The organism is Thalassospira australica, assembly GCF_000763295.1.
Classification (GTDB): Bacteria; Pseudomonadota; Alphaproteobacteria; order Rhodospirillales; family Thalassospiraceae; genus Thalassospira; species Thalassospira australica.
The window spans coordinates 1-19989 of the sequence record NZ_JRJE01000024.1 but is presented as its reverse complement, the minus strand read 5'-3'; the positions used below and the strand labels follow the sequence as shown (position 1 = coordinate 19989).

19 protein-coding genes are annotated in these 19989 nt (G+C 49.7%); 1 reads left to right on the top strand and 18 read right to left on the bottom strand.

The features are described 5' to 3' along the window. Positions 1 to 46: 46 nt before the first annotated feature. A complete protein-coding gene (locus tag JF44_RS0111080; protein WP_156111672.1) occupies positions 47 to 817 on the top strand; it encodes a 4'-phosphopantetheinyl transferase family protein in 771 nt (256 codons plus the stop codon). 1564 nt (positions 818 to 2381) lie between these two features. Here the strand turns inward: JF44_RS0111080 and JF44_RS0111070 are convergent. The 18 genes from JF44_RS0111070 to JF44_RS0110985 form a co-directional block, all read right to left on the bottom strand. Continuing rightward, a complete protein-coding gene (locus JF44_RS0111070) occupies positions 2382 to 3611 on the bottom strand; it encodes a beta-ketoacyl-ACP synthase (RefSeq protein WP_033069060.1) in 1230 nt (409 codons plus the stop codon). Next, complete coding sequence (fabG, locus tag JF44_RS0111065; RefSeq protein ID WP_033069059.1) at positions 3608 to 4333, bottom strand: 3-oxoacyl-ACP reductase FabG; 726 nt, start codon at positions 4331 to 4333, stop codon at positions 3608 to 3610. Before fabG ends, JF44_RS0111070 begins: the two co-directional genes overlap by 4 nt. Further along, on the bottom strand, positions 4330 to 4830 hold the full coding sequence (locus JF44_RS0111060; protein ID WP_420340864.1) for a hotdog family protein: 501 nt from the start codon (positions 4828 to 4830) through the stop codon (positions 4330 to 4332). Before JF44_RS0111060 ends, fabG begins: the two co-directional genes overlap by 4 nt. Before the next feature lie 5 nt (positions 4831 to 4835). After that, positions 4836 to 6041: a beta-ketoacyl-[acyl-carrier-protein] synthase family protein gene (locus JF44_RS0111055; RefSeq protein ID WP_033069058.1), complete on the bottom strand. Its 1206-nt coding sequence runs from the start codon at positions 6039 to 6041 to the stop codon at positions 4836 to 4838. Between the two features lie 3 nt (positions 6042 to 6044). Continuing rightward, the gene (locus JF44_RS0111050) at positions 6045 to 6539 is read right to left on the bottom strand and encodes a DUF3261 domain-containing protein (RefSeq protein ID WP_033069057.1); all 495 of its coding nucleotides are present in this window, start codon (positions 6537 to 6539) and stop codon (positions 6045 to 6047) included. A 122-nt stretch (positions 6540 to 6661) separates the two neighbouring features. Continuing rightward, positions 6662 to 7900, bottom strand: a complete 1239-nt coding sequence (locus JF44_RS0111045; protein WP_033069056.1) for an NAD(P)/FAD-dependent oxidoreductase — start codon at positions 7898 to 7900, stop codon at positions 6662 to 6664. After that, on the bottom strand, positions 7897 to 10206 hold the full coding sequence (locus JF44_RS0111040; RefSeq protein WP_156111671.1) for an MMPL family transporter: 2310 nt from the start codon (positions 10204 to 10206) through the stop codon (positions 7897 to 7899). The genes JF44_RS0111045 and JF44_RS0111040 overlap by 4 nt, the downstream gene beginning before the upstream one ends. Further along, a complete protein-coding gene (locus JF44_RS19980) occupies positions 10203 to 10838 on the bottom strand; it encodes a LolA family protein (RefSeq protein WP_052065785.1) in 636 nt (211 codons plus the stop codon). The genes JF44_RS0111040 and JF44_RS19980 overlap by 4 nt, the downstream gene beginning before the upstream one ends. Continuing rightward, positions 10835 to 11242 carry an acyl-CoA thioesterase gene (locus JF44_RS0111030; protein WP_033069054.1) on the bottom strand — a complete coding sequence of 136 codons (408 nt, stop codon included), beginning with the start codon at positions 11240 to 11242 and terminating at the stop codon, positions 10835 to 10837. Before JF44_RS0111030 ends, JF44_RS19980 begins: the two co-directional genes overlap by 4 nt. Beyond that, the gene (locus tag JF44_RS0111025) at positions 11239 to 12801 is read right to left on the bottom strand and encodes an HAL/PAL/TAL family ammonia-lyase (RefSeq protein WP_033069053.1); all 1563 of its coding nucleotides are present in this window, start codon (positions 12799 to 12801) and stop codon (positions 11239 to 11241) included. The genes JF44_RS0111030 and JF44_RS0111025 overlap by 4 nt, the downstream gene beginning before the upstream one ends. Further along, positions 12794 to 14479 carry a glycosyltransferase family 2 protein gene (locus JF44_RS0111020; protein ID WP_033069052.1) on the bottom strand — a complete coding sequence of 562 codons (1686 nt, stop codon included), beginning with the start codon at positions 14477 to 14479 and terminating at the stop codon, positions 12794 to 12796. Before JF44_RS0111020 ends, JF44_RS0111025 begins: the two co-directional genes overlap by 8 nt. Next, a complete protein-coding gene (locus JF44_RS0111015; protein WP_052065783.1) occupies positions 14476 to 16161 on the bottom strand; it encodes an ApeI family dehydratase in 1686 nt (561 codons plus the stop codon). The genes JF44_RS0111020 and JF44_RS0111015 overlap by 4 nt, the downstream gene beginning before the upstream one ends. Beyond that, complete coding sequence (locus tag JF44_RS0111010) at positions 16158 to 16748, bottom strand: COG4648 family protein (RefSeq protein ID WP_033069051.1); 591 nt, start codon at positions 16746 to 16748, stop codon at positions 16158 to 16160. The genes JF44_RS0111015 and JF44_RS0111010 overlap by 4 nt, the downstream gene beginning before the upstream one ends. After that, complete coding sequence (locus JF44_RS0111005) at positions 16729 to 16977, bottom strand: acyl carrier protein (protein ID WP_033069050.1); 249 nt, start codon at positions 16975 to 16977, stop codon at positions 16729 to 16731. The genes JF44_RS0111010 and JF44_RS0111005 overlap by 20 nt, the downstream gene beginning before the upstream one ends. Before the next feature lie 2 nt (positions 16978 to 16979). Continuing rightward, positions 16980 to 17249, bottom strand: a complete 270-nt coding sequence (locus tag JF44_RS0111000; protein ID WP_033069049.1) for a phosphopantetheine-binding protein — start codon at positions 17247 to 17249, stop codon at positions 16980 to 16982. Then, positions 17224 to 18051 carry a lysophospholipid acyltransferase family protein gene (locus JF44_RS0110995; RefSeq protein WP_052065781.1) on the bottom strand — a complete coding sequence of 276 codons (828 nt, stop codon included), beginning with the start codon at positions 18049 to 18051 and terminating at the stop codon, positions 17224 to 17226. Before JF44_RS0110995 ends, JF44_RS0111000 begins: the two co-directional genes overlap by 26 nt. Beyond that, a complete protein-coding gene (locus tag JF44_RS19975; protein WP_156111670.1) occupies positions 18044 to 18787 on the bottom strand; it encodes a beta-ketoacyl synthase chain length factor in 744 nt (247 codons plus the stop codon). The genes JF44_RS0110995 and JF44_RS19975 overlap by 8 nt, the downstream gene beginning before the upstream one ends. A gap of 12 nt (positions 18788 to 18799) precedes the next feature. Then, positions 18800 to 19201, bottom strand: coding sequence for a hypothetical protein (locus JF44_RS0110985; RefSeq protein WP_033069048.1), 402 nt, complete (start codon positions 19199 to 19201; stop codon positions 18800 to 18802). Positions 19202 to 19989 lie beyond the last annotated feature (788 nt).

Sequence of the window (19989 nt, the reverse complement as noted above, 5' to 3'; positions counted from 1 at the left end):
GCGTAGGAAATTGTATCGGCTGTACACAAACTTGAGGCAGGAGTTCATGTTATCGGAAAGCTGTATTGTTCAGAAGCTGCACCTCACCCGCAATGGCACTCTGGGAACCTTCAGCCCGGATGACATTTTGGGGGCGACGATTGCTATCCTCTACAGGCATCGAATTAGTGAGGATGATGTCAAGAAATTGGCGGAGAACTATCTACATGTTAAAGAGCAGCAAAGACGGCATAAGTTCAAATATTTGCAGCGTCGCGACAGCTTTACAATAGGCCGGTTGGCGGCGAAGATTGCTTTGAAAAAACATCTGGATGATGTGCCACCAAATGACATTTTTATTGGCAGTGGATTATTTAACCAACCTATTATTCTGGGGGCATCCTATCGACTTTGTGAACTCGGCGTTTCAATATCTCACTCGGATCAGTTGGGGGTAGCGATTGTCCATCATAAGGGGCACCCGATTGGGATCGATGTTGATCAACTGGCCCAAACAGATGTCGTGCCTGTGTTGGATGCCATGGATGCGCGTTTAAAGGAGCAATTTGTCAAACTTTCCCTAAGTGAGTATGAGGCTGCATCACTGGTTTGGGTTGCATGTGAAAGCTTGGGAAAGGTTTTGATAACCGGTATGATGGTGCCACTATCAATTTATGCGCCAAGCTCAATTGTGCGTTGTGGTGCTGGTTTCGAGTTGCGTTACAAGAACTTTAAACAGTACCAGACACGCGTGATGCCTTTTGCTGATGCATGGTTGGCGATAACGTTTCCGGGGCAGACTGACATGGACCTCAGCTGGGTCGTCAGCGGGAAGTGAATATCCTGCGAGTGGAAACGCCAGCGGCAGGCTGGCTATGAACCACAATGTGCACTCAATCGCGTTGCGCGAAAAATGTCAGATTTTCTGTCAATTCCGCAGTTTTTTGTCATCTTTTTGTGACAATCGAAAATGCTAAGTAACTGATTTGCCGAAAAGCCGAATGTCAGCTTTTATGGCACGTGACACCACTAATAAGGAAATGGCACCTAATTTAGTAGTTTCTGCATCTGTCAGATGGAGAAACTACCAGACACTAGGCTAGGCCTCGCGTAGCTCAGGCATATCAGGCAAATATCTTGGTGGAATGATGGATGCGAGAGAGCTGGAAAATCTGGTATTGGAGCGATGTGCTGCTGTTGGGAGAGGCATGGCCTCTGAGGCCAATTCGTCAGAAGAAGCAAACGTTTTCAGGATTGCAGCAATGATACTGCACCACAGGTTTCCTGAGGAGGCTGGCCGCCTGTTCAGGGCTTCGGATAACTATTTTGCAGCAAATCCGGAGAATCATCCGTTTCATGCGTCGGAGGTTGTGCGCCGGGGTTGGATAAATGGGTTGCCAAGGTTTCGAGATATGCTGTCAATGAAGCTCACATAACAGTTGAGCAAGTTTACCTGCGCGTGCACTTCATAAGCATGGCTTTGCTTCGACATATGGTTTGTGCAAACTTTCAGAGCATCAATCTCAACCATCCACAACCCGACAAAATAGTAATTTTGCTTTAGACTTGGTTAGTCACTCAAAGGTTAAGTGATTGATCTATATAGCCGTGAACAAACTGTGAAAACTAACTGGCGGTCATTGATTTTAAAGGAAAAGAAACGTGTTTCTCATCTTTGGGTTGCAGGTTCGAGTCCAGCAGGGATCGCCATTTTTCCTTAGTAAGAATAATCGTTTGTATGAGTTTTACCGGTTTCCGGAGGCAGAGTTAGTCACTTTCCCACCTTGACCGGCGTGGTTGATTTTGTGGATAGCCATTCATCAGATCCTGCCATCCCTTTGATAAAGACGGCGAAGTGAGAGTGACTTAAATCATCACTGATAATGCATTCAAACTGTCAGTTAGAGCCTGAGGTGCCCTGATCAAAAAACTCGTTGGCAAAATTGAAGCCTTTGATACTGCAATATTCGCGACAGCGTTCCGTCTCGTGCAAGACTGCGCCAGTCTGAAAGAACCTGTATCGTTGGGTAACCTGATTTTGCCGTCGCTTGTTGTTGGGGAAATCTGTCATCGTCGAACTGGCTTTATCGACACACGACCGACACGGGGATGTTGTGCGCGACGAAAAGCCAGTTTCGAAATCGAGCAGGATGTTCTCCGCTCGAACTTCTGCTATTTAGCCAACGCAGTTAACGAGCCGGTTGGCAAAGTAACTTGTCACGTTTTGGGGGCGCGTTTTGAAACAACATAAAATATTGTAAATTATAGATTTTTAGGTTCTGTCTAAGGGGGATGTGCAACTTTGAAAAATCACTCAGAGAATCTTCGAATGTACTTTTTCTGAGAAATTTTGCCTCACATCAAGTGATGAGCAGCAATACTTGGTTTCTAGGGGCCTGAGCTTACATTGCCCTGAATATTAAGGACGAATTTATTCCCCCAAAGGCGAAATTGTTACTCATCATATGTTCTGCATTTATCGAACGAGGTGAGCCGAAAATATAGTCTAGCTCCGCACACTCTGGATCCACGTTCTTGAGGTTTGCTGTGGGAACAAAACGGCCCTCATGCATCATTTCCAGTCCAAGCCACGCTTCGATCCCCCCACATGCCCCAAGACTATGTCCAAAGTGGCCCTTAAGGGTGTGGATTGGAATTGCGCGGTCGAATACTGTGCGGGTTGCTTGGCTTTCGGCAAGGTCGCCGTGGTCAGTGGCGGTACCATGTCCGTTGACAATGTCGATGTCGTTAGGTGAAAGCCCCGCATCATCAAGGGATTGTTGAAGGGCACGGCACATCTTGTCGGCGGCGGGTTGTGTCACATGCGCGCCATCTGAATTGGTCGCAAAGCCGACAATCTCACCATACATTTTCGCACCGCGGGCTTTAGCGTGCTCATATTCCTCAAGGATCAGAGTGCCTGCGCCTTCGCCAATCACCAGTCCATCACGGTTTTCATCATACGGACGCGGTGTGGCGTCGGGCGTATCATTGCTTACACTGGTGGCGAAAAGCGTATCAAACACGGCGACCATTGTCGGACAAAGTTCTTCGGCGCCACCGGCAATCATGACATCCTGCTTGCCGAACTTAATTGCCTCATAAGCATACCCGATGCCCATGCTGCCAGATGTGCAGGCTGTCGATGTCGGAATTATTCGCCCGGAAATACCATAAAGGACGCCGATGTTAACTGCGGCGGTGTGGCTCATCATCTGAATGTAGCTGGTGGCGGTGATTGCGTTGCTGTCACCATGTTCCATCAGGCGGGTAAAGCCAAGAACCGGTGGCGTACTGCCAAACGATGATCCATATGCGATACCAAGACGGCCACCTTCGAACATCGCTGTGTTGTCGCGTAGGCCGGCCATCTCGAGCGCATCATCGGTTGCTGCAACAGCCATCTGGGCCACTCGGCCCATGCTGCGCAATTGTTTGCGATTAAACCGGCCTTTCAGGGAAAAATTCTGTACCGGGGCCGCAAGCCGGGTGCGCAGATCATATTTGCCGTCCCATTCGGACATGCGGACAATTCCGGTTTCACCTGCCTGCATGCGTGTCTTGATGGATTTCCAGTCATTGCCAAGTGCTGTAATACCCGACATCCCTGTAACGACAACGCGTCGCGTCATAACATGCCTCCATTCACACTGATGACCTGGCGGGTAATGTAAGAAGCATCATCGCTGCACAAAAAGGAAATCGTGCCTGCAACTTCGTCAGGCGTGCCATATCGGCGCATCGGGATCATGGATTTTACTTCGTCTGCGGGAAGTTCATCTGTCATCTGGGTTTCGACGATTCCGGGGGCAACGGCATTAACCGTGATCTTGCGCTTGGCGAGTTCAAGGGCAAGTGACTTCACTGCACCTATGATCCCGGCCTTGGAGGCTGCATAATTTACCTGGCCTCGGTTACCCGCAATGCCCGCAATGGATGTCAGGGCGACGATACGCCCGCCTTTGCGACGCTGAATGATCGGCATGAGAAGCGGCTTGATAACGTTATAAAAACCATCCAGGTTGGTGTGCAGAACACTGTCCCAGTCGTCATCCTCAAGAGCCGGGAAGGGACCGTCACGGGTTATTCCGGCATTTAAAACAACACCATAGGGTGCGCCGTGTTCGGCGACGTCTTGCGTTAGAACTTCACTCGCTGCTTCTCGGTCAGCAATATCGAATTGCAACAGTCGGGCTTGGACACCGAGCCCGATTGCATCATTCGCAACCCTTTGGGCACCATCGTGATCCGAATTGTAATGGATAACAATATCAAAACCGTCCTTCGCAAGACGTCGTGCTGTTGCGGCACCAATGCCCTTGCTGGCACCAGTTATCACTATGGTTTTCGTCATTGGTCTGATGTTTCTTGGTTGTTGCCCAAAGGCGGCGTCGAAGCCGTTTCATTCTCCTTGGGCTGATATACATTGATACGTGCGTCGACAAGTATTTCCTCGCCCAAACGGACTTCGCCGTCAAAGACGCCCATTTCGCCATCTTCAAAGACATTGGTGACATGCACCATAAGTCTGCTGCCAATTGGTAAGAAGTCCCGCGACATTGCCACTTTGCGCGAGCCCAAAAGGTAGCCAATCTTTGGCATTGTATCTGGGGCGGCCTGTCTTGCGCGCCATCCGCTATAGGCTGCGACAGTCTGTGCAATATATTCAATGCCGACATAGCTCGGGACACCTTTATCCGGAACACAGAACATACTGTTTGCGGTGATGTCGAGTTCTGCAGTCATGCTGGTTTCATCTGCTGCGATTGCGCGATCAATCAGCAACATGGGAGCATCATGTATGACGAGTTCTTTGACTGGTGGGAATTCATGCGGTTGAGGATTGTTCATGCGGGTCACGGAGTTGTCCATCCTTTGCCAAGGATGATGGAAACATTGCTGCCGCCAAATGCAAATGAGTTGCTCATCATTGCAAGACGTTTACGCGGAGCCAACGACTGATTTGAAGTGATCAGATTGATCCGCGAGAGTTCGGCATCAATTTCTCCGTCCCAGAGATGAACAGGAAGTGGCGTGCCGATATTGCTGTAGTACAGCGATAACCAGAGGATGGCGGCCTCGATTGCACCCGCGGCACCCAGAGTATGCCCTGTAAGGGGTTTGGTTGAGCTTGCCGGAACATCTGGCCCGAGAACAGCGTGCACTGCCTTGGCTTCCATAATGTCATTGAGTGGTGTCGCCGTGCCATGCAGGTTGATATAGTCAATGTCAGCAGGCGAGACCCCAGAACATTCAAGAGCGCTTTGCATGGCCCGCGCAGCACCTAATCCATCGGGATGTGGTGCATTAGGATGATAGGCGTCCGAACTTTCACCAACGCCAAGCAATTCGATTTCACCCTCATCCTGACGTAGAATGAAAAGAGCTGCACCTTCGCCAATATTGATGCCATTGCGGTTCTTGCTCATGGGGTTGCAGACACCGTCTGACAAGGATTGCAATGCGTCAAAGCCGCCAACTGTAAGGCGACACAGGCTATCAACGCCACCCACGAGAACAGCATCACACATATTTGCCTTCAACAACCGTTTGCCAGATGCAAATGCCTTGGCACTTGATGAGCAGGCCGTGGATATAGAGTAGGCCGGTCCACGCAAGTCAAAGGCAGTTTGTAGAAATTCTGAAGGGGAACCAATTTCCTGATGTTCATAGCGGAAACTTTCCGGGAATTTGCCGCTTTCAACGCGTTGCTGATAGTGCGTTGTACCTTCCTCAATCCCGGCCGTGCTGGTTCCAATCAGGACACCGATCCGCTCATTGCCATACTTGGCAATCAGTTCATGAATGTCGGCTGCGATCTGACAGGTGGCAGCCCACAGCAGACGATTGTTGCGGGTGTCGTATTCAGACAAATGACCGGGTAATTTTTTAAGCTCAGCTGTAACCGTACCCAGAGTAGTATCCCGGCCGGACAGAAAGCCACTACGCTTGATCATGTCAGCGTTTCTCTTGCCGGCAAGTGTTGCCTTGGTCTCGGCCTTTCCGGTGCCCAATGCCGAGACGACGCCAAGCGATGACAGATAAAGTGGATGTTTGGCCATACGTCAGGTCCCGGTTCGCATCGAATTGATATTAATGCGATAGTTGAACCGCAAGTTCACAAGCGTGGCCTGACCTTGCCAGACGTCCTTTATCGGGCGATCGATGGTCATGTACTTCCGACCGCTGTCGTTCAGGCGAACTGTCCGCTCCCCAAAACCATCATGTGCTGACATGTTATCGGGCAGCGCATCTTCGACAGTGTCAAGTGGCCAATAGGTCATGACAATGTCGGCAAGAAGCCGTTTTGCATCAAAGTCGTGCGAGAGCCAACTTGCTTTCTGGAATGATATTTCCTGCTCAGTCCAATCGATCTCAATCGCCCTGCGGCCAAGATCGTCAATGAGGACGATTTGCGCCCGTTCAGATGTGATGTTCAAACGCCCCTGAAAGCTTACGCTGCCTGATTGGGTGTCTGTGTTCCAACTTGCTTTGACCTGTTGAACAACGTCAATGGCTTCGTTCCCATCCCAAGGTTCCGCGGGGAGCGTGAATTCCATCCCATTAGCCAAAACGATCTTGTGTCCGGCTTTATCGAGTACACCAGACAACGGCAGTTGCGGGAGGTTCACCGTCTCACACGCAGAGAGCCCGATTGTACAGACCATAATAACTGCGGATTTCAGGATGAGGGAGCGCATAAGTCGTGCAACATCTCTAGATAACGATCGGTTTTGGCAACCAGCGGGTTTTCCATATTCCATGCATACCCTGCCAGAATGGAGACGACCATACGTTTCAATTGGGAATCATCATCGGGCTGCCCGAAAATGATTGTTTGCAAGCGTCCGGCATACCACGCGTCAACATAAGATCGGAAAGTTTCGACCCCACAAGATAGTGGTTTGGTAAAACCCGTCTCCCAATCAATATCGGTTTTCCCCCGATGGCGTGCAATCAGCATGTTTGCAGCCAGTTCTGCCGAATGCAGCGCAATTGTTACGCCAGATGAGAATACGGGATCAAGAAAGCCTGCAGAGTTCCCGAGTAAAACATAACCATCCCCGCAAAGTTGTTCTGACTCGGCTCCGTATCCGGTAATTGATTGCAGTGGGCGAATTTGTTCCGCATTGGCAAGCAAATGACCAAGGCGCGTTTCGGAGACCAGCCGATCAAAGACATCCTGTTCGCTCATGCCGTTGAAAGTCGGGTCACCTTCGGGGTAAATCGCACCAATGGATGCTGTGCCATCTGAAAACGGGATCAACCAATACCAAATGTCATGTCGATCAGGATGCACCGTGATAAGGATTTTGTTGCGGTCATAGTCCGGATCATCAATGCGATCTTCAAGATGGGTAAAGATCGCGCGCCGAGAAATAGATTGCGCCGGGCGGGAGAGCCCCATAAGCCTTGGCAATACCCGGCCATATCCGCTGGCATCGACGATGAAACTGGCCCGCAGTGTGGATTCTTCGCCTGCGGCGTCCTCATATGTGATTTGGCAATCATTATCGGCAACCTGCGCGGCCGTCACTTTGTGTTCAAACCGGATATCAACACCAGAACGTGCGGCTTCGTTGGCAAGGATATGATCGAATTCAGTGCGTTTGACCTGATAGGTTGTTCCCCAGCCGGTCGTTTCATAGTTCTGGCGAAAGTCGATGGAGCGATACTGTTCGGCACATTCAAAGACCGCGCCGTTTTTATGTTGAAAACCGGCATTTTCCAATGCGGGCAGAAATCCGGCACGCTCAAGCACATTCATACAATTGGGAAGCAGGCTTTCACCAATAACAAATCGTGGAAATTTCTGTGCTTCAAGTAGTGTCACATGAAGGCCTGCATCGTTTAAAAGCTTGGCCACTGTACTCCCCGCCGGGCCCGCACCGATAACGGCGATGTCGCAATCCTGTCTCAATTCGTATTTCCCGTATCCGTCGTATTCTTGGTTGTTTCTGTCATCCAAAAAGCAAGGAACCAAGCACCAACCAAACCAATTGCGATGATGGTGCCTATATCGCTTACCAGTGGAACGGAACTGGTGGCGAGTAAACCAAATGCCAGAATGCTGCTTATCAGCGATAGGAAAACTGCCAGGCGGGTGTGGTCGCGATGTTCGATGTCATTGCCTTCGCTCAAAAACAGGACGTAATCTGCGCCAATAGCAAAGACCAAAAACAGTGCCATCGTTGTAAAGAAGCTGATTGGTACGCCCTGAATATGACCGCCAATCAGTGCGAATAGGATCGCGCCAGCGGGGGCAGAAAACACACGAATACCCCGACCCGGACCATATCGCAGGATTGCCAGAAGCAGCGCAATCACAAGCACCACGCCAAGCGCGATATACGTCCAATATCGATAATCGGCGAATTGGTTGCTGATGATAACCGTCGGAGAAATCAGTCTGGCGTTCTCAAATGCGATAAGGGTGGCGTTAAGGGCCGAAATATCTGACACATCGCGCAACCGCATGATATCGGAGGTGTTTGTCTGAAAACGCGTGAGCTCAGGGATACTGGTTATTGCCTGATCCGGGAGTAGGTAAGGGGCGTCCAAGTTCGGAAGCTGCAATGGTGTTTGTAAGACGTCAGAAAGTGGTGCTGAAAAGGCTTGGTACAGTTCGTCACGGACAAGGCGTCGGTTATCTTCTTGAAGGGCTGTCGACGGTACAAAATCAGATAGCGCAACCACGCCACCAATTTTCCCAGCCGATACCAAAGGTGCTATCGCATTTCGAACAGTTTCAGACGTTTCAAGGCGCTGCTGTACAGTTGGGCCATCAATCCGAATGAAGAGAGGGCTTCCACCAAGGCCAAGTGTTTCGGAAATAACACGTGCGTCAGATACCAGTTCCTCATCACTTTGGCCCAAGGTGCGCACATCATCATGGCCGGGAATAGAAATGACCGAAATCGGCAAGGCCACAGTCAAAATAATGGCAACTAAAAGCTGTATCTTGCGAGGAAGCACAAGAACCATCATCAGGCGCATAACCCAATGATGCGCAATTCGGACAGGTGAGTTTTTCCAAACTGGTCTGTTTGGGATTAAAGGCAGCAGAAACTTGACCGAACAATAGGCCGAAATCAGTCCTGCAATTGAATATACGGCAATTTGCACAAGCAAGATTGTCGGGCTAAGGGCAAGGGCGGAAAACCCAATGACAGATGTCAAAAGTCCAAGTCCAAGACCTTTGTGTATCTTTCCAAAGCGCGAGGATGTCGGGGTGCTACTGGCAGGGATCACCAAATAGTGCAGGGCGTAGTCGATCGAAATGCCGATCATTGTCGCGCCAAACACTAGTGCAATCGCATGGATTGCGTCGAACAAGATGGTGAGAGCCGCAGCACCGGCAACAAGGCCACTTCCAACAACGAGAACTGCGCCAATCATCGGAAGGGGCGAAAAGAACGTTAAGCCGATCATAATGGCAATGCCAAGTGTGGCAATTACAGCGATGGTTTGGACATCTTTTTTGGCATTTTCCGCCTCGTTAACCGCAAAGAAGACCTGGCCTGTTTTGGCGGTTTGGAGGGTTGGATCGCTATTATGCGCTTCTGCAAGTGCGTCATTGACGCCATTTACCCAGCTTGTTGCAGCCGTGCCAGAGTATTTGTTGGCTTGCAAGGTCACAATGATTGGCAGATAACTTCGTTCGTTGATGGTGACAATGTCATTCCCGGTGCCAAACTTGTTGCCCAATCCAGACAGAAAATCTGGCATTAACTGGAAAGGGTCCTGTTTCAGAGTTGCGCTGGTAAAGGGAGAGGCCGGTGAATACAGGGTTTGAATGGTGCGCTGATAAAGTGATTCGCCGCGACCGTTCTTAAGGGCATCACGATCAGCATCAGACAAAAGTCCGTTCGCATATGGACCATAGAGCGCACGCAGATTGTCAAACCGGTCTGCATTGTCTCCGGGAAGCATTATACTTGCTGTTCCATCAATCCTATTGAGCGTCTCTGCAAGCTGCCTTGCGATATCGGTCAGGTGATCATAATCCGGATGGGAAAGCATAATGATCGCTTGCCGGCCACTATCAGCCAAAAGCGTGCGTACTGCATCAATATCGCTAATTTCGTCTTGTTGCTGATCTTGTTCCTGACCAATCAATGACAGAAAATCGGCGTCCAGTTCGGTGCGTTCGGTCGCAAGTTGCCATACAGCAAAGGCTGCCATAACCAGAATGCATGTTGTCCAAACGAACGCTGATCGAATCATTTGGCTCTTCCGTCTGAGAAAAGATCATTGAACTCAGTGGGTAATGGAACAGGTTCAATAGTTTGCCCATCAAACGTAATGATATCCTGATCAGAAGACGGTTTAATGATTACGACCTCTTGCACAAAGGCGTTGCCCTGTGCTGTGATCAATTCGATCTGACTGCCAGCAAAGCTGTTCGGATAGGGGGTTAGGTTTATGTTCCATTCTTTTGTTTTTGCAGTACTTTCACTGATATTAAACTGGCTTTCTAACGGGTTCCAATTCCCGGACAATACGGACGAAATCATCGTGACGAACTGCCGTGTTTCGTTACCTTTTGCCATAGCATCGCGTTGACCATTTTGATCGACGCTGAAAATACCGCCTTCTTCGAACACAGTTACCCCTGGAAACGGGAAGGTCGTTTTCCAGATCAGGCCATGTTGGGGTGATAGAACGAACTCACCACGAGAGAGCAAAGGCTTTTCAAAGCCGTTCAGATGACGGGCAAGCTCAAACGTACCGCGCAGATACTCATTCTCGGCAATTGGTGATGGTTTGGCGGTTTCCGCCAACAGGGGTTGAGGCATTGCCAGGAAAGACGCAAAGGCAACACACACCGTGATCAGAATAAGAAACCCGCGGATCATAGGAGCGCTTCCATCTTTTCGATGAAAAAGTCGGGGCTGCGATAAAGCATTTCGCCCGTAGTTTTATCTACGGCGACCTGAATGGTGAAACCTTTGGTTAGTTTCTGCCCGGTTTGCGCGTCTGTGACGAGATAATCGATTTTCAGTCGGTTCTCAAATTCACGCAGGGTGGCTGCAACATTGATTTTTTGACCAAATCGGCAAGGGGCAACGTATTTCACCCGCATATCAACAATCGGCCATACAAAACCGGACTCATCCATTTGCGGGTAGTTGTAGCCAATCTCATCAAGCAAAGCACAGCGAGCATTTTCAAAGAACTGAACATAATTGCCATGCCAAACCACATTCATCGGGTCGAGATGATAAAACTGAACAGTTTCGTTCACAGACGCACTGATCATGAGGCCTCCTCATCGCCGTAAAGCGACCAATGACGATCCTGAATGCGTGCAACAAGTTTGCGCAAGGTGGTGTCAAGCGGTTGGTCTTCGTCAATGAACGGAATGTCAGCGTCAAGTGCTGTGAGAAATTCCGAGACTTCATGGGTAAGCTGATCGCGCCTTAGCTCCCCGGCATTCAGGCGCAACGTTATCGCTTGTCGTACAGTAATGAGCAACGCAGCACTGACTTGTTCAGTAAGGTTCAATATCCGCAAGCAATCACGCGCAGCAATCGTACCCATGCTGACCTTGTCTTGATTATGACATTCAGTCGAACGAGAGAACACGCTGGCTGGCATGGTGTTTTTCAGTGCTTCGGCCGTCCATGCCGATACTCCGATTTGTACCGCTTTTAAGCCATGGTTAATTGAAGCACGGTCCTGTGACGAACCCGACAGGTTTGACGGCAATCCATGATTGAATTTGGTGTCGACCAGAAGTGCCATTTGACGGTCCATCAAATCGGCAAGATTGGCGATGAGCGTTTTCATACCGTCGGCAGCGAATGCAACATGTCCGCCATAGAAGTGCCCGCCGTGCAGGATTTCTTCTGCTTCGACATCAATCAGCGGATTGTCGTTGGCGCTGTTGAGTTCGATCTCAAGCGTGGTTCGGAAGGTTGGCATCATATCAGCCAGTACCCCGATGACGTGCGGGGCGCATCGGAGCGAATAGCGATCCTGTAGTCGAGCCGGTTTGTAGTTCGCGCCAAGAGCCGCCAGGTCACTTGAAATGCGTTGGGCAACGACAGTTTGTTTTGGATGCGGTTTTGCCGCGAACAGGCGTGTGTCAAAATGTGCAGGATTGCCAAGCAGACCAATAGTCGCCAATGACGTGATACGTGTGCTGAGCTGACAAAGATATCGGGCGCGCGCAAAAGCCTGACACATCAGCGCGGTCATAACGGATGTACCGTTCATGATCGCCAGAGCTTCCTTGGGGCGGAGCTGCAAAGGGCGCAGACCGACCTCTGACAAGGCATCTATTGCAGGCATTTTTGTGTTGTTAAACACGACATCGCGCTCCCCGATAAGCGCGGCTGCGACGTAAGAAAGCGGGGTCAGGTCACCACTGGCACCAACAGAGCCTTCTTCCGGGATCCTTGGTGTTATGTCAAATTCAAGAAGGGCAGATAACTGTTTAAGAAGGCCTGTACTAACGCCGGAATAACCGGTGCAAAGCGACGCCAGGCGTACGGCCAGAACTGCGCGCGACTGATCGGGTTTAAGGATATTGCCAAGTCCGCAGCCGTGAAAACGGCTGAGATGCAGAGGGAGTTCGTCGACCAATTCTGGCGGGACACGACGGGATACCGAGTCACCATAGCCCGTGGTGACGCCATAGATATGGCCATGATCGCGCAGCTCACGATCAAGGAAATTGGCACCGGCCTGTATCCGATTGTTAAAGGTATCGGATGTGCTAAGCAGCGGTAAGGCACGTCGTTCGGCAAGTGCCACAACGTCCTCGATCGACAGGTTCGCCTCGCCAAAGACGATATGTTTCTGGTTATTATTCATTGTTATCCTTTTTATCCGCCCAGAAATCGTAGAAATTGAACCATTGCAGGGGGTGTTGAACGACAAGCTTTTCCAGCCATACCGCGTATGTTCCTGCATGTTCCTTGATTTTGGCAGTGCGATCATTGCGCGGCAAGTCTATGCGCTCCGATAACTTTTCCCACGAAATATTAAAACGCCATCCTTCACGCCATGCTGCAACCATGTAAACCGGACACTGAAGAAGATGTGCAAGAATGTATGGTCCCTGAGGAAATGACGCATTTTGGCCAAGGAATGGGACGTGAACCGACTTATCCCGGGCGCCGATGGCTACCCGATCAGCAGCGATGACGATCCATTCGCCACGTTCAGCCTTTTCACGCAGCAAAATTGCAGTATCGGGGCCAATATCATTAACCTCAATTAAATCAACTTGGCTTTCAGGAGCAAGTTGTTGCAGAACGCGCCCGAAACGGGCGGCATTTTTTTGATGCAACAGGACATTCACCCGAAAATCGCGGTCGCGACTTGCTATAGCACGGACTAATTCAATATTTCCAAAATGTGATACAAACAGGATCACTGCCTGATCACGAGGAATGTATGAAAACAGGCTATCTGCATCGTCCGGCAGGTCGAGGTCATCAAGCTTCATCTCGCCGCACCAGGCAGCTATTTTATCGAGTGCAGACTCCCCAAATCGCATGAAGTGGGCAAAGCTATCGCGCCAAGTCGGTTTAGGCTTGCCATTGTGCTTTGCCACTCTTTCAAGGAAATCTCTGGATGCGGTTCGTGCAGTGCGTCCGGTCAGGAAAAAATAGGCTATGATTGGGGACATAGCAGCTAGGCACAGTTTGCGCCCACCAATACGATAGACCTGCCCAAGAAATCGCATTCCCCAATAAATGCCGCGTTCGTCAATCTCCGCCCAATGACGATTGGGAATTTGCTCCTTCGGTGGTCCGAAGCGCCCACGTTGGGCAATGTATCGTGGAAGACGCGCCAGCATCCCAAAGACCAATCGGGTATGCATCCAGCTGATCAAAACGTTATCGCGCCACATGCGGAAGTTTGATGTGTTGCCCGCCGGATAGATGACTTTGGTGGGAACATGAATGACTGGAATCCCTTGCCAGAAAAGGCGGACCATGATTTCGGTATCGAAGTCCATCCGATGACCAATGCCTTGGTTTCGCCACACCTCCAGACTGGGAACAATCGGATAGACACGAAAACCGCACATGCTGTCGCGGATCTGGAAGGATAGTGTTTCAATCCATACCCAAACGTGGGTAACCCATCGACCAATTTTACGGCCGGTGGGGATGCTGTCGTCATAGACAGGAAGTCCGGTGATTAAGGCCGCGGGTGATTTTTGGGCTGTTTTAATCATCTCGTCGATACGATCGAGGTCATGCTGACCGTCTGCATCAATCTGAAATGCGTGGGTAAAACCATGCCGTGCAGCACAAGCCATTCCCGTCATTACGGCAATACCTTTACCGGCGTTTTCATCAAGCCGTTGACAAAAAACACCATCACTCGGTGCGTGCAAATTGTTAGCAATTGTTTGCGTTTGCGCGTTTGAACCATCGTCAATAATGAAAACCGGAATGTCGTATGCTCGAATGCGTTTCACGACGCTTTCGAGCATGGTGCTATGGTTGTGTGTGGGAACGACAGCGCATAATTTCATGCTGCATCACCATCATATTTCAGAACACCAGAACTTAAATCACCCTCACTATCGGAGCTGTAGCGGAACTTTACACGTTGTCCGGGCACATCAAGCTGCATGTCCAGTGTGATGATCTTACCGGGTAGTATGGGTTTTCGGAATTTAAGTTGCGTAATTTCACGCGTGGTTTCTGGCATACCGAGAATGGAGGATGCATAAGAAACGGCCCAATGTAGTTGCGCAACACCAGGTAATATCGGCTTGCCGGAAAAGTGCCCGCTGAAATATAGCAGATCGTTGTTCAGCTTTAATTGTATCTGGGCGTGGTTGTCTTTTCTGAATGTCTCCAGGACTTCCGGTTCTGTCGATTTTTTAGCAAAAATAGCGCGCAGTAGATGAAGCGGGCGTTTGCCTTGACTGTCGGTTGGGATGTCATCAACGAAACGCCAGCGTTGTGGCAAAGCTGCATCATCTTCAAATCTGGCGATTTCCCGACGGAGTAAGCGCCCCAATCGGAAAGCTCCAATTTCGCGATGCTGCTCTTTACCCGTTTCAGTGAGAACAACAATCGCACCTAGTCGATGATCATCGTCATTGGGAAGCATAACAATAGCGTCCGCGACCAGTTCTGACGCATTCAAACGACGCTCCACAGAACTCAACGAGACGCGTTTTCCTTCGACTTTCACGACCCGGTCGACACGTCCTAACAAGCAAAACTGTCCAGTCTGGTCATCAATTGTTGCCCGATCTTCGGTTTGATACCACTCGACCCCGGCGATATGGGAGGCCTTTACAGTCAGACAGCCTTGATCATTTAAGCGCGTTTCGACACCGGGAAGGGGGGTCCAGGCAGATTGAGTAGATGCTTGCTGGCGGTATGCTATGCCACCAGTCTCCGTGCTGCCGTAAACTTCGACAGGATAGGTACCAAGCATCGTATGGGTGGCTTGTGCAGCATCGTAATCAAGCGGCCCACCAGATGAGAAAATCAAAGACGGTTTTGCCGCTTCCACCAAGCCTGGATGCAGGTTTTTTAGATGGGCAGGGCTTGTGATTAAGACATCTCCAGTCATGAGGTTACCCTGCACCATTTCCCAGAGCGGTGCAGGGGCCGACGCAAACACCCGCCCGAACATGACGGGCCATATCACGCGAAAGATCAGACCGTAGATGTGTTGGTGCGAAACCAGGCCAATGATCCTTGCGCCGTCAGGGATATGGGATGACCATAACGGTTCCTGAACGGATATCTCAGCCTCTATCTGGGCGAGCGTCTTAATGATTGGCTTCGGTGTTCCTGTGCTTCCTGATGTAAAAAACACGGCAACACAGTTGATTGCAGCAGGGCGTTTAATATTCAACGCAACACTGGATGACTTGTTGTCGCGGAGGCGTTTTTCGACCTCCGCGTCGTCGAGGAATAAATCGAACTGTTCTTTGATATCTTCAAGATAGGCTGGTTTGGAGGTTGCTGGCAGAACAACCTGAGACCCACGCAGCCATGTCGCCATAAGCGCGATGGCGAAAAGACGTGCTGACTGGCAATGAACGGCGATCCGTTTATGGGGAGGCAAGGTTGCGGCAATCGTGACGCCATCGTGGGACAGGTCTTTTCGGGTCACCAATCGGTTACCGTCTATGCATTGCAGTGCATCTTGGTGGTTCGGATGGTAGATGGCGTTGAAAAAACCGGTCATGCGCGATCATCTATGTGACGTTGGTGGCGGGCTTTGAGGATACGCCGAACCGGCCATTCCCCGAAGAATAACACAGCAATCAAAACGTATGAAATCAGACCGTTATAAAGGGTCCATACTTCAATCGATGCATACAACGCGGTCCAAAATGCAATCAGGCCATTGATGAAAAAAAAGCCAATCCAGATCTTGGTTAAAATGCGGGTATAGGCAACGCCATAATCGTCAAGATCAGGTGTTTGAATACGAGCAAACCGTTCAATCAATGGCATTGCAGAGAACAATGACAGTGTGAAGATCAAAGCCAAGGTTGCACTGACTATTACCGGGTAGAAACGCAATGCCAGTATATCGCTAGCATATCCGGCGAGAATCAGAATGAGGGCCACAACAGATGCAATGGCGCCAGGGCCATGTTTATGCGCACTGAAAAACATGATCGCGCGCAGCATAACGACAGCGATTGCAATTACCAGGATGACACGTGGCGAAACCACGCTGAGACCGAAATACACGACAACAGGGTAGGCAATGCCCGTCAGGGCAAGAACAATGGTTATGATCCGATTAGGAACTGACCAGGCCATGGATCTTCTCTACCACGTCATCAACGGTCCGAACCGATCGGAACTCCATCGCTGGAATCTTTTTGCCCGTTATTTCCTGAAATTTGACGATCAGGTCGACGGCATCAATGCTGTCAAGGTCAAGATCTTCGAACAGGCGTGCCTCAGGTGTGATGTCTTCGGCTGAAATCTCAAACAAATCGACCAGATAATCATGAAGCTGCTGATATACGTCTTCACGGCTATGCATGATTATCCCTCCGCTTTATTGGTATTGGTTTGAATAAATTTCGCCAGATTACGAACAGAAGCGAAGTGGGTTTTGACGTCCTCGTTTTTCGCGTCGATCCGTACGGCATATTTCTTCTGTATCGCAACGCCAAGTTCCAGCGCATCAATTGAATCCAGCCCAAGTCCGTCGACGAAAAGGGCTTCCTCGCTATCGATATCTTCGACATTCAAGTCTTCGAGATTAAGTGTCTCGATAATAAAGGATTTAAGTTCGTATTCGAGCGAAGTCATGCGTTAGTCTGTCCACAAAATAGTCTTTGATGCGCCGGGTGATTGCCCGTGCACGTTTTGCACGGCTCAAATCCGGTTCACATATGTCCCCAAGTGAAAGTGGCTGATCAACCACAATCTGGTAGCGTATTTTCGATGGCGGAATACGATACCATGGCACTCCTTTTTTCAAAGTATCGTGATTACAGTGCACAACCACCGGAATCAAGTCGACTTCTGTTTCTATCGCAATGTTTGCAACACCACGCTGCAGTCTTCCCAGCTTTTTTTGACTTGGTGTCCGAGTTCCTTCCGGAAAAATCAGTATGCACGCGCCAGAACTCAAATGATCCCGCGCCTGATTTAACAGGTTTTCCGGGTTGTCATCATTTCGAATGAAACCAGCAGCCCGAACGACACCGGCAAGGAACGGATTGTGAAACAGTTCGTATTTGACCACGCACTGACAGCGGTCTAGCTGAGCCAGGATCATAACCACATCAAGCAAAGTGGGGTGATTAGCAATGATGATTGCGCTTTTTGCTTGCCTTAGGATTGCAATGTTTTCAGTCTGCGCAACCGCAACGCCCGTAGCGTCGAGCAGCCAAGTAAATAACCGAAAGCCGCGGCAGATGACAAACTGTGCAGCATGGCGGCGTTTTCGCTGATCTCTCAGAACCAAAATCATGACAGGGAAGATTGTTACCGCCATGAGAAGACCGCCTAAACCAAAACTGGCGAAGGCAAATCCAGTGGCAAAAAGACGCCAATACCACTTCAATCCTTTAGGGGCATGATTTTGTGTTTTTTTCGGATTAGTCATGCCGGGTCAAATTCCAAGCGCCAGACTTTCCGATCAACATTAGTTCATCCGTACTTTTGGTCTGTAAGTAGTTTGCCAGTGACCGCGCTTGATCGCGTGGTGATACGACTGTGTCTCGCGAGGATACTGTGCTGAATGACAAAGTATCTGCAACCCCGGTACCGTTGATTGCTGGTTCAAACCGCAGGCCAAGTGCCACACCGTGAATGTTTGCAATCTCAACATCCTGGTATATTTCTGGAAGAACAAGATCAATATAAACCAAGATCACTGGACCGCCCGTATCGCCTAACTGACACAATGTTTCAGTCAACGCACTTATGAGTGTGTCATTTCCAGCTGAAATCGCTGTGTGGCTTTCGGTAATAGTCCAGTTGATCGAAGCAATACCAACAAGTGCATTATGGACCGACATACCAAAGTCCGCCGGAGACAATAATTCGTCTGTCGCAACTTGATGGATGAGTTTAATCGTCCGATCCAGGTTCCCGTGGCGCGATGCAAACACAATATGTGGATTGTCACCGTCTTGAAGGGTTCTTGAAAGCATTTCTGCAGCCGCACGCCCATAGAGGTCTAAGCGTCTTCGCAATGCGGGTTTGATGCCCTGTGCCAGGGCAGTGCTATCCATGTTGCGAATAGTTTCGAAGTTTGCACAAGGCATTCCGCACTCAAGAACCGCCTGATCCTTATGTGAGTCCCAGAATGCCCAACACGAAATACGGGCATCAAACACGTTTATACAGCCTTAGTTGGCGAGGGTCGCTTTGGCGGAAACCTCTCGCAAGATATCCACACGCAGGTTATTGATCCAGCGACTATAGTTATAGTGAATGGAATCACCGCTATGATTCAGGTTCGTGCTGTCGGCATACGTGATGGAGAATTCGGTGTTATCGAAATCAATCTTTACCTTTGCCATATGACTGCGAGGTGAGTAGGTGGCAAACAACTGACCTTCTGCCTGGCGACTGACGATCCATTCGCGGGTCGTTGCTGCAGAGATGATGGCTTCTTCAACCTCCGCCAGACTGAGTTTTGCAGCTTCAGCGGGAAAAGCCTGTTTAGTTATATTTTCGATTGGGACTGTTCGGCACGCGGCAACAAGAAGCACCAAGCACCCGACAACTGCAAATTTGAAACTACGCATATCCAACCTACCATTTACTGATATTATTTAATGGATCCGTAAACGGATCAGCGTACGTCGTTTTACGGAACGCTACATTGATGTAATGAAAGTACGATGCCTCATTCAACTAAAACTTGTCCCAGTAGCGTTATTTCATCGGAAACCGCAGCCAAGGCAGTGTTTGGCGGAAATGTGATCTGGACATACTCATTACGGGTGCCGCAATCAGGACAATCCCGGAAAGCAGAGCGTCAATCATCCTCATTACATGGCTGGATGTTACTTGAGAAACTATCGAAAGACATATTTGGATCATCGGAAAGCGTCGAGCTACTACGAGAAAGCAGCGGCAGGCCGGTCATTCGCGTAAACGGCGCAATATTCAGTGCCAGCCTAAGCCATAGCAAGGGATTGGTAGCTGCTGCGATAAGTACGGTTCCTTCGATCTCAATCGGGATTGATGTTGAACAGTTAAACTCAGATCGTGATTTGTCGGGTATCAGTCAGGCGATGGGGTGGCCTGATGAATGTAACGCGATCACGTTCTATCGGCGTTGGTGTTGCTACGAAGCGACGTTTAAGGCCACGGGGATCGATAACGTAGATCAACAGCCTTTGTTGCCGTCCACTGAGCTTGTACTGCCGAGCAATTTCATCGGGATGATTGTCTGTCGTGAGATAAGTAGATGAGCAAGGGCTTGTTGAACATCAACGTCCATTGATGATTGCAGCGACAGCATAGATCATGGCACCGCGTTTAATGAGTTTATCTATTATCCAGTTGAAGTCGAATGCTTTGTCAGCCA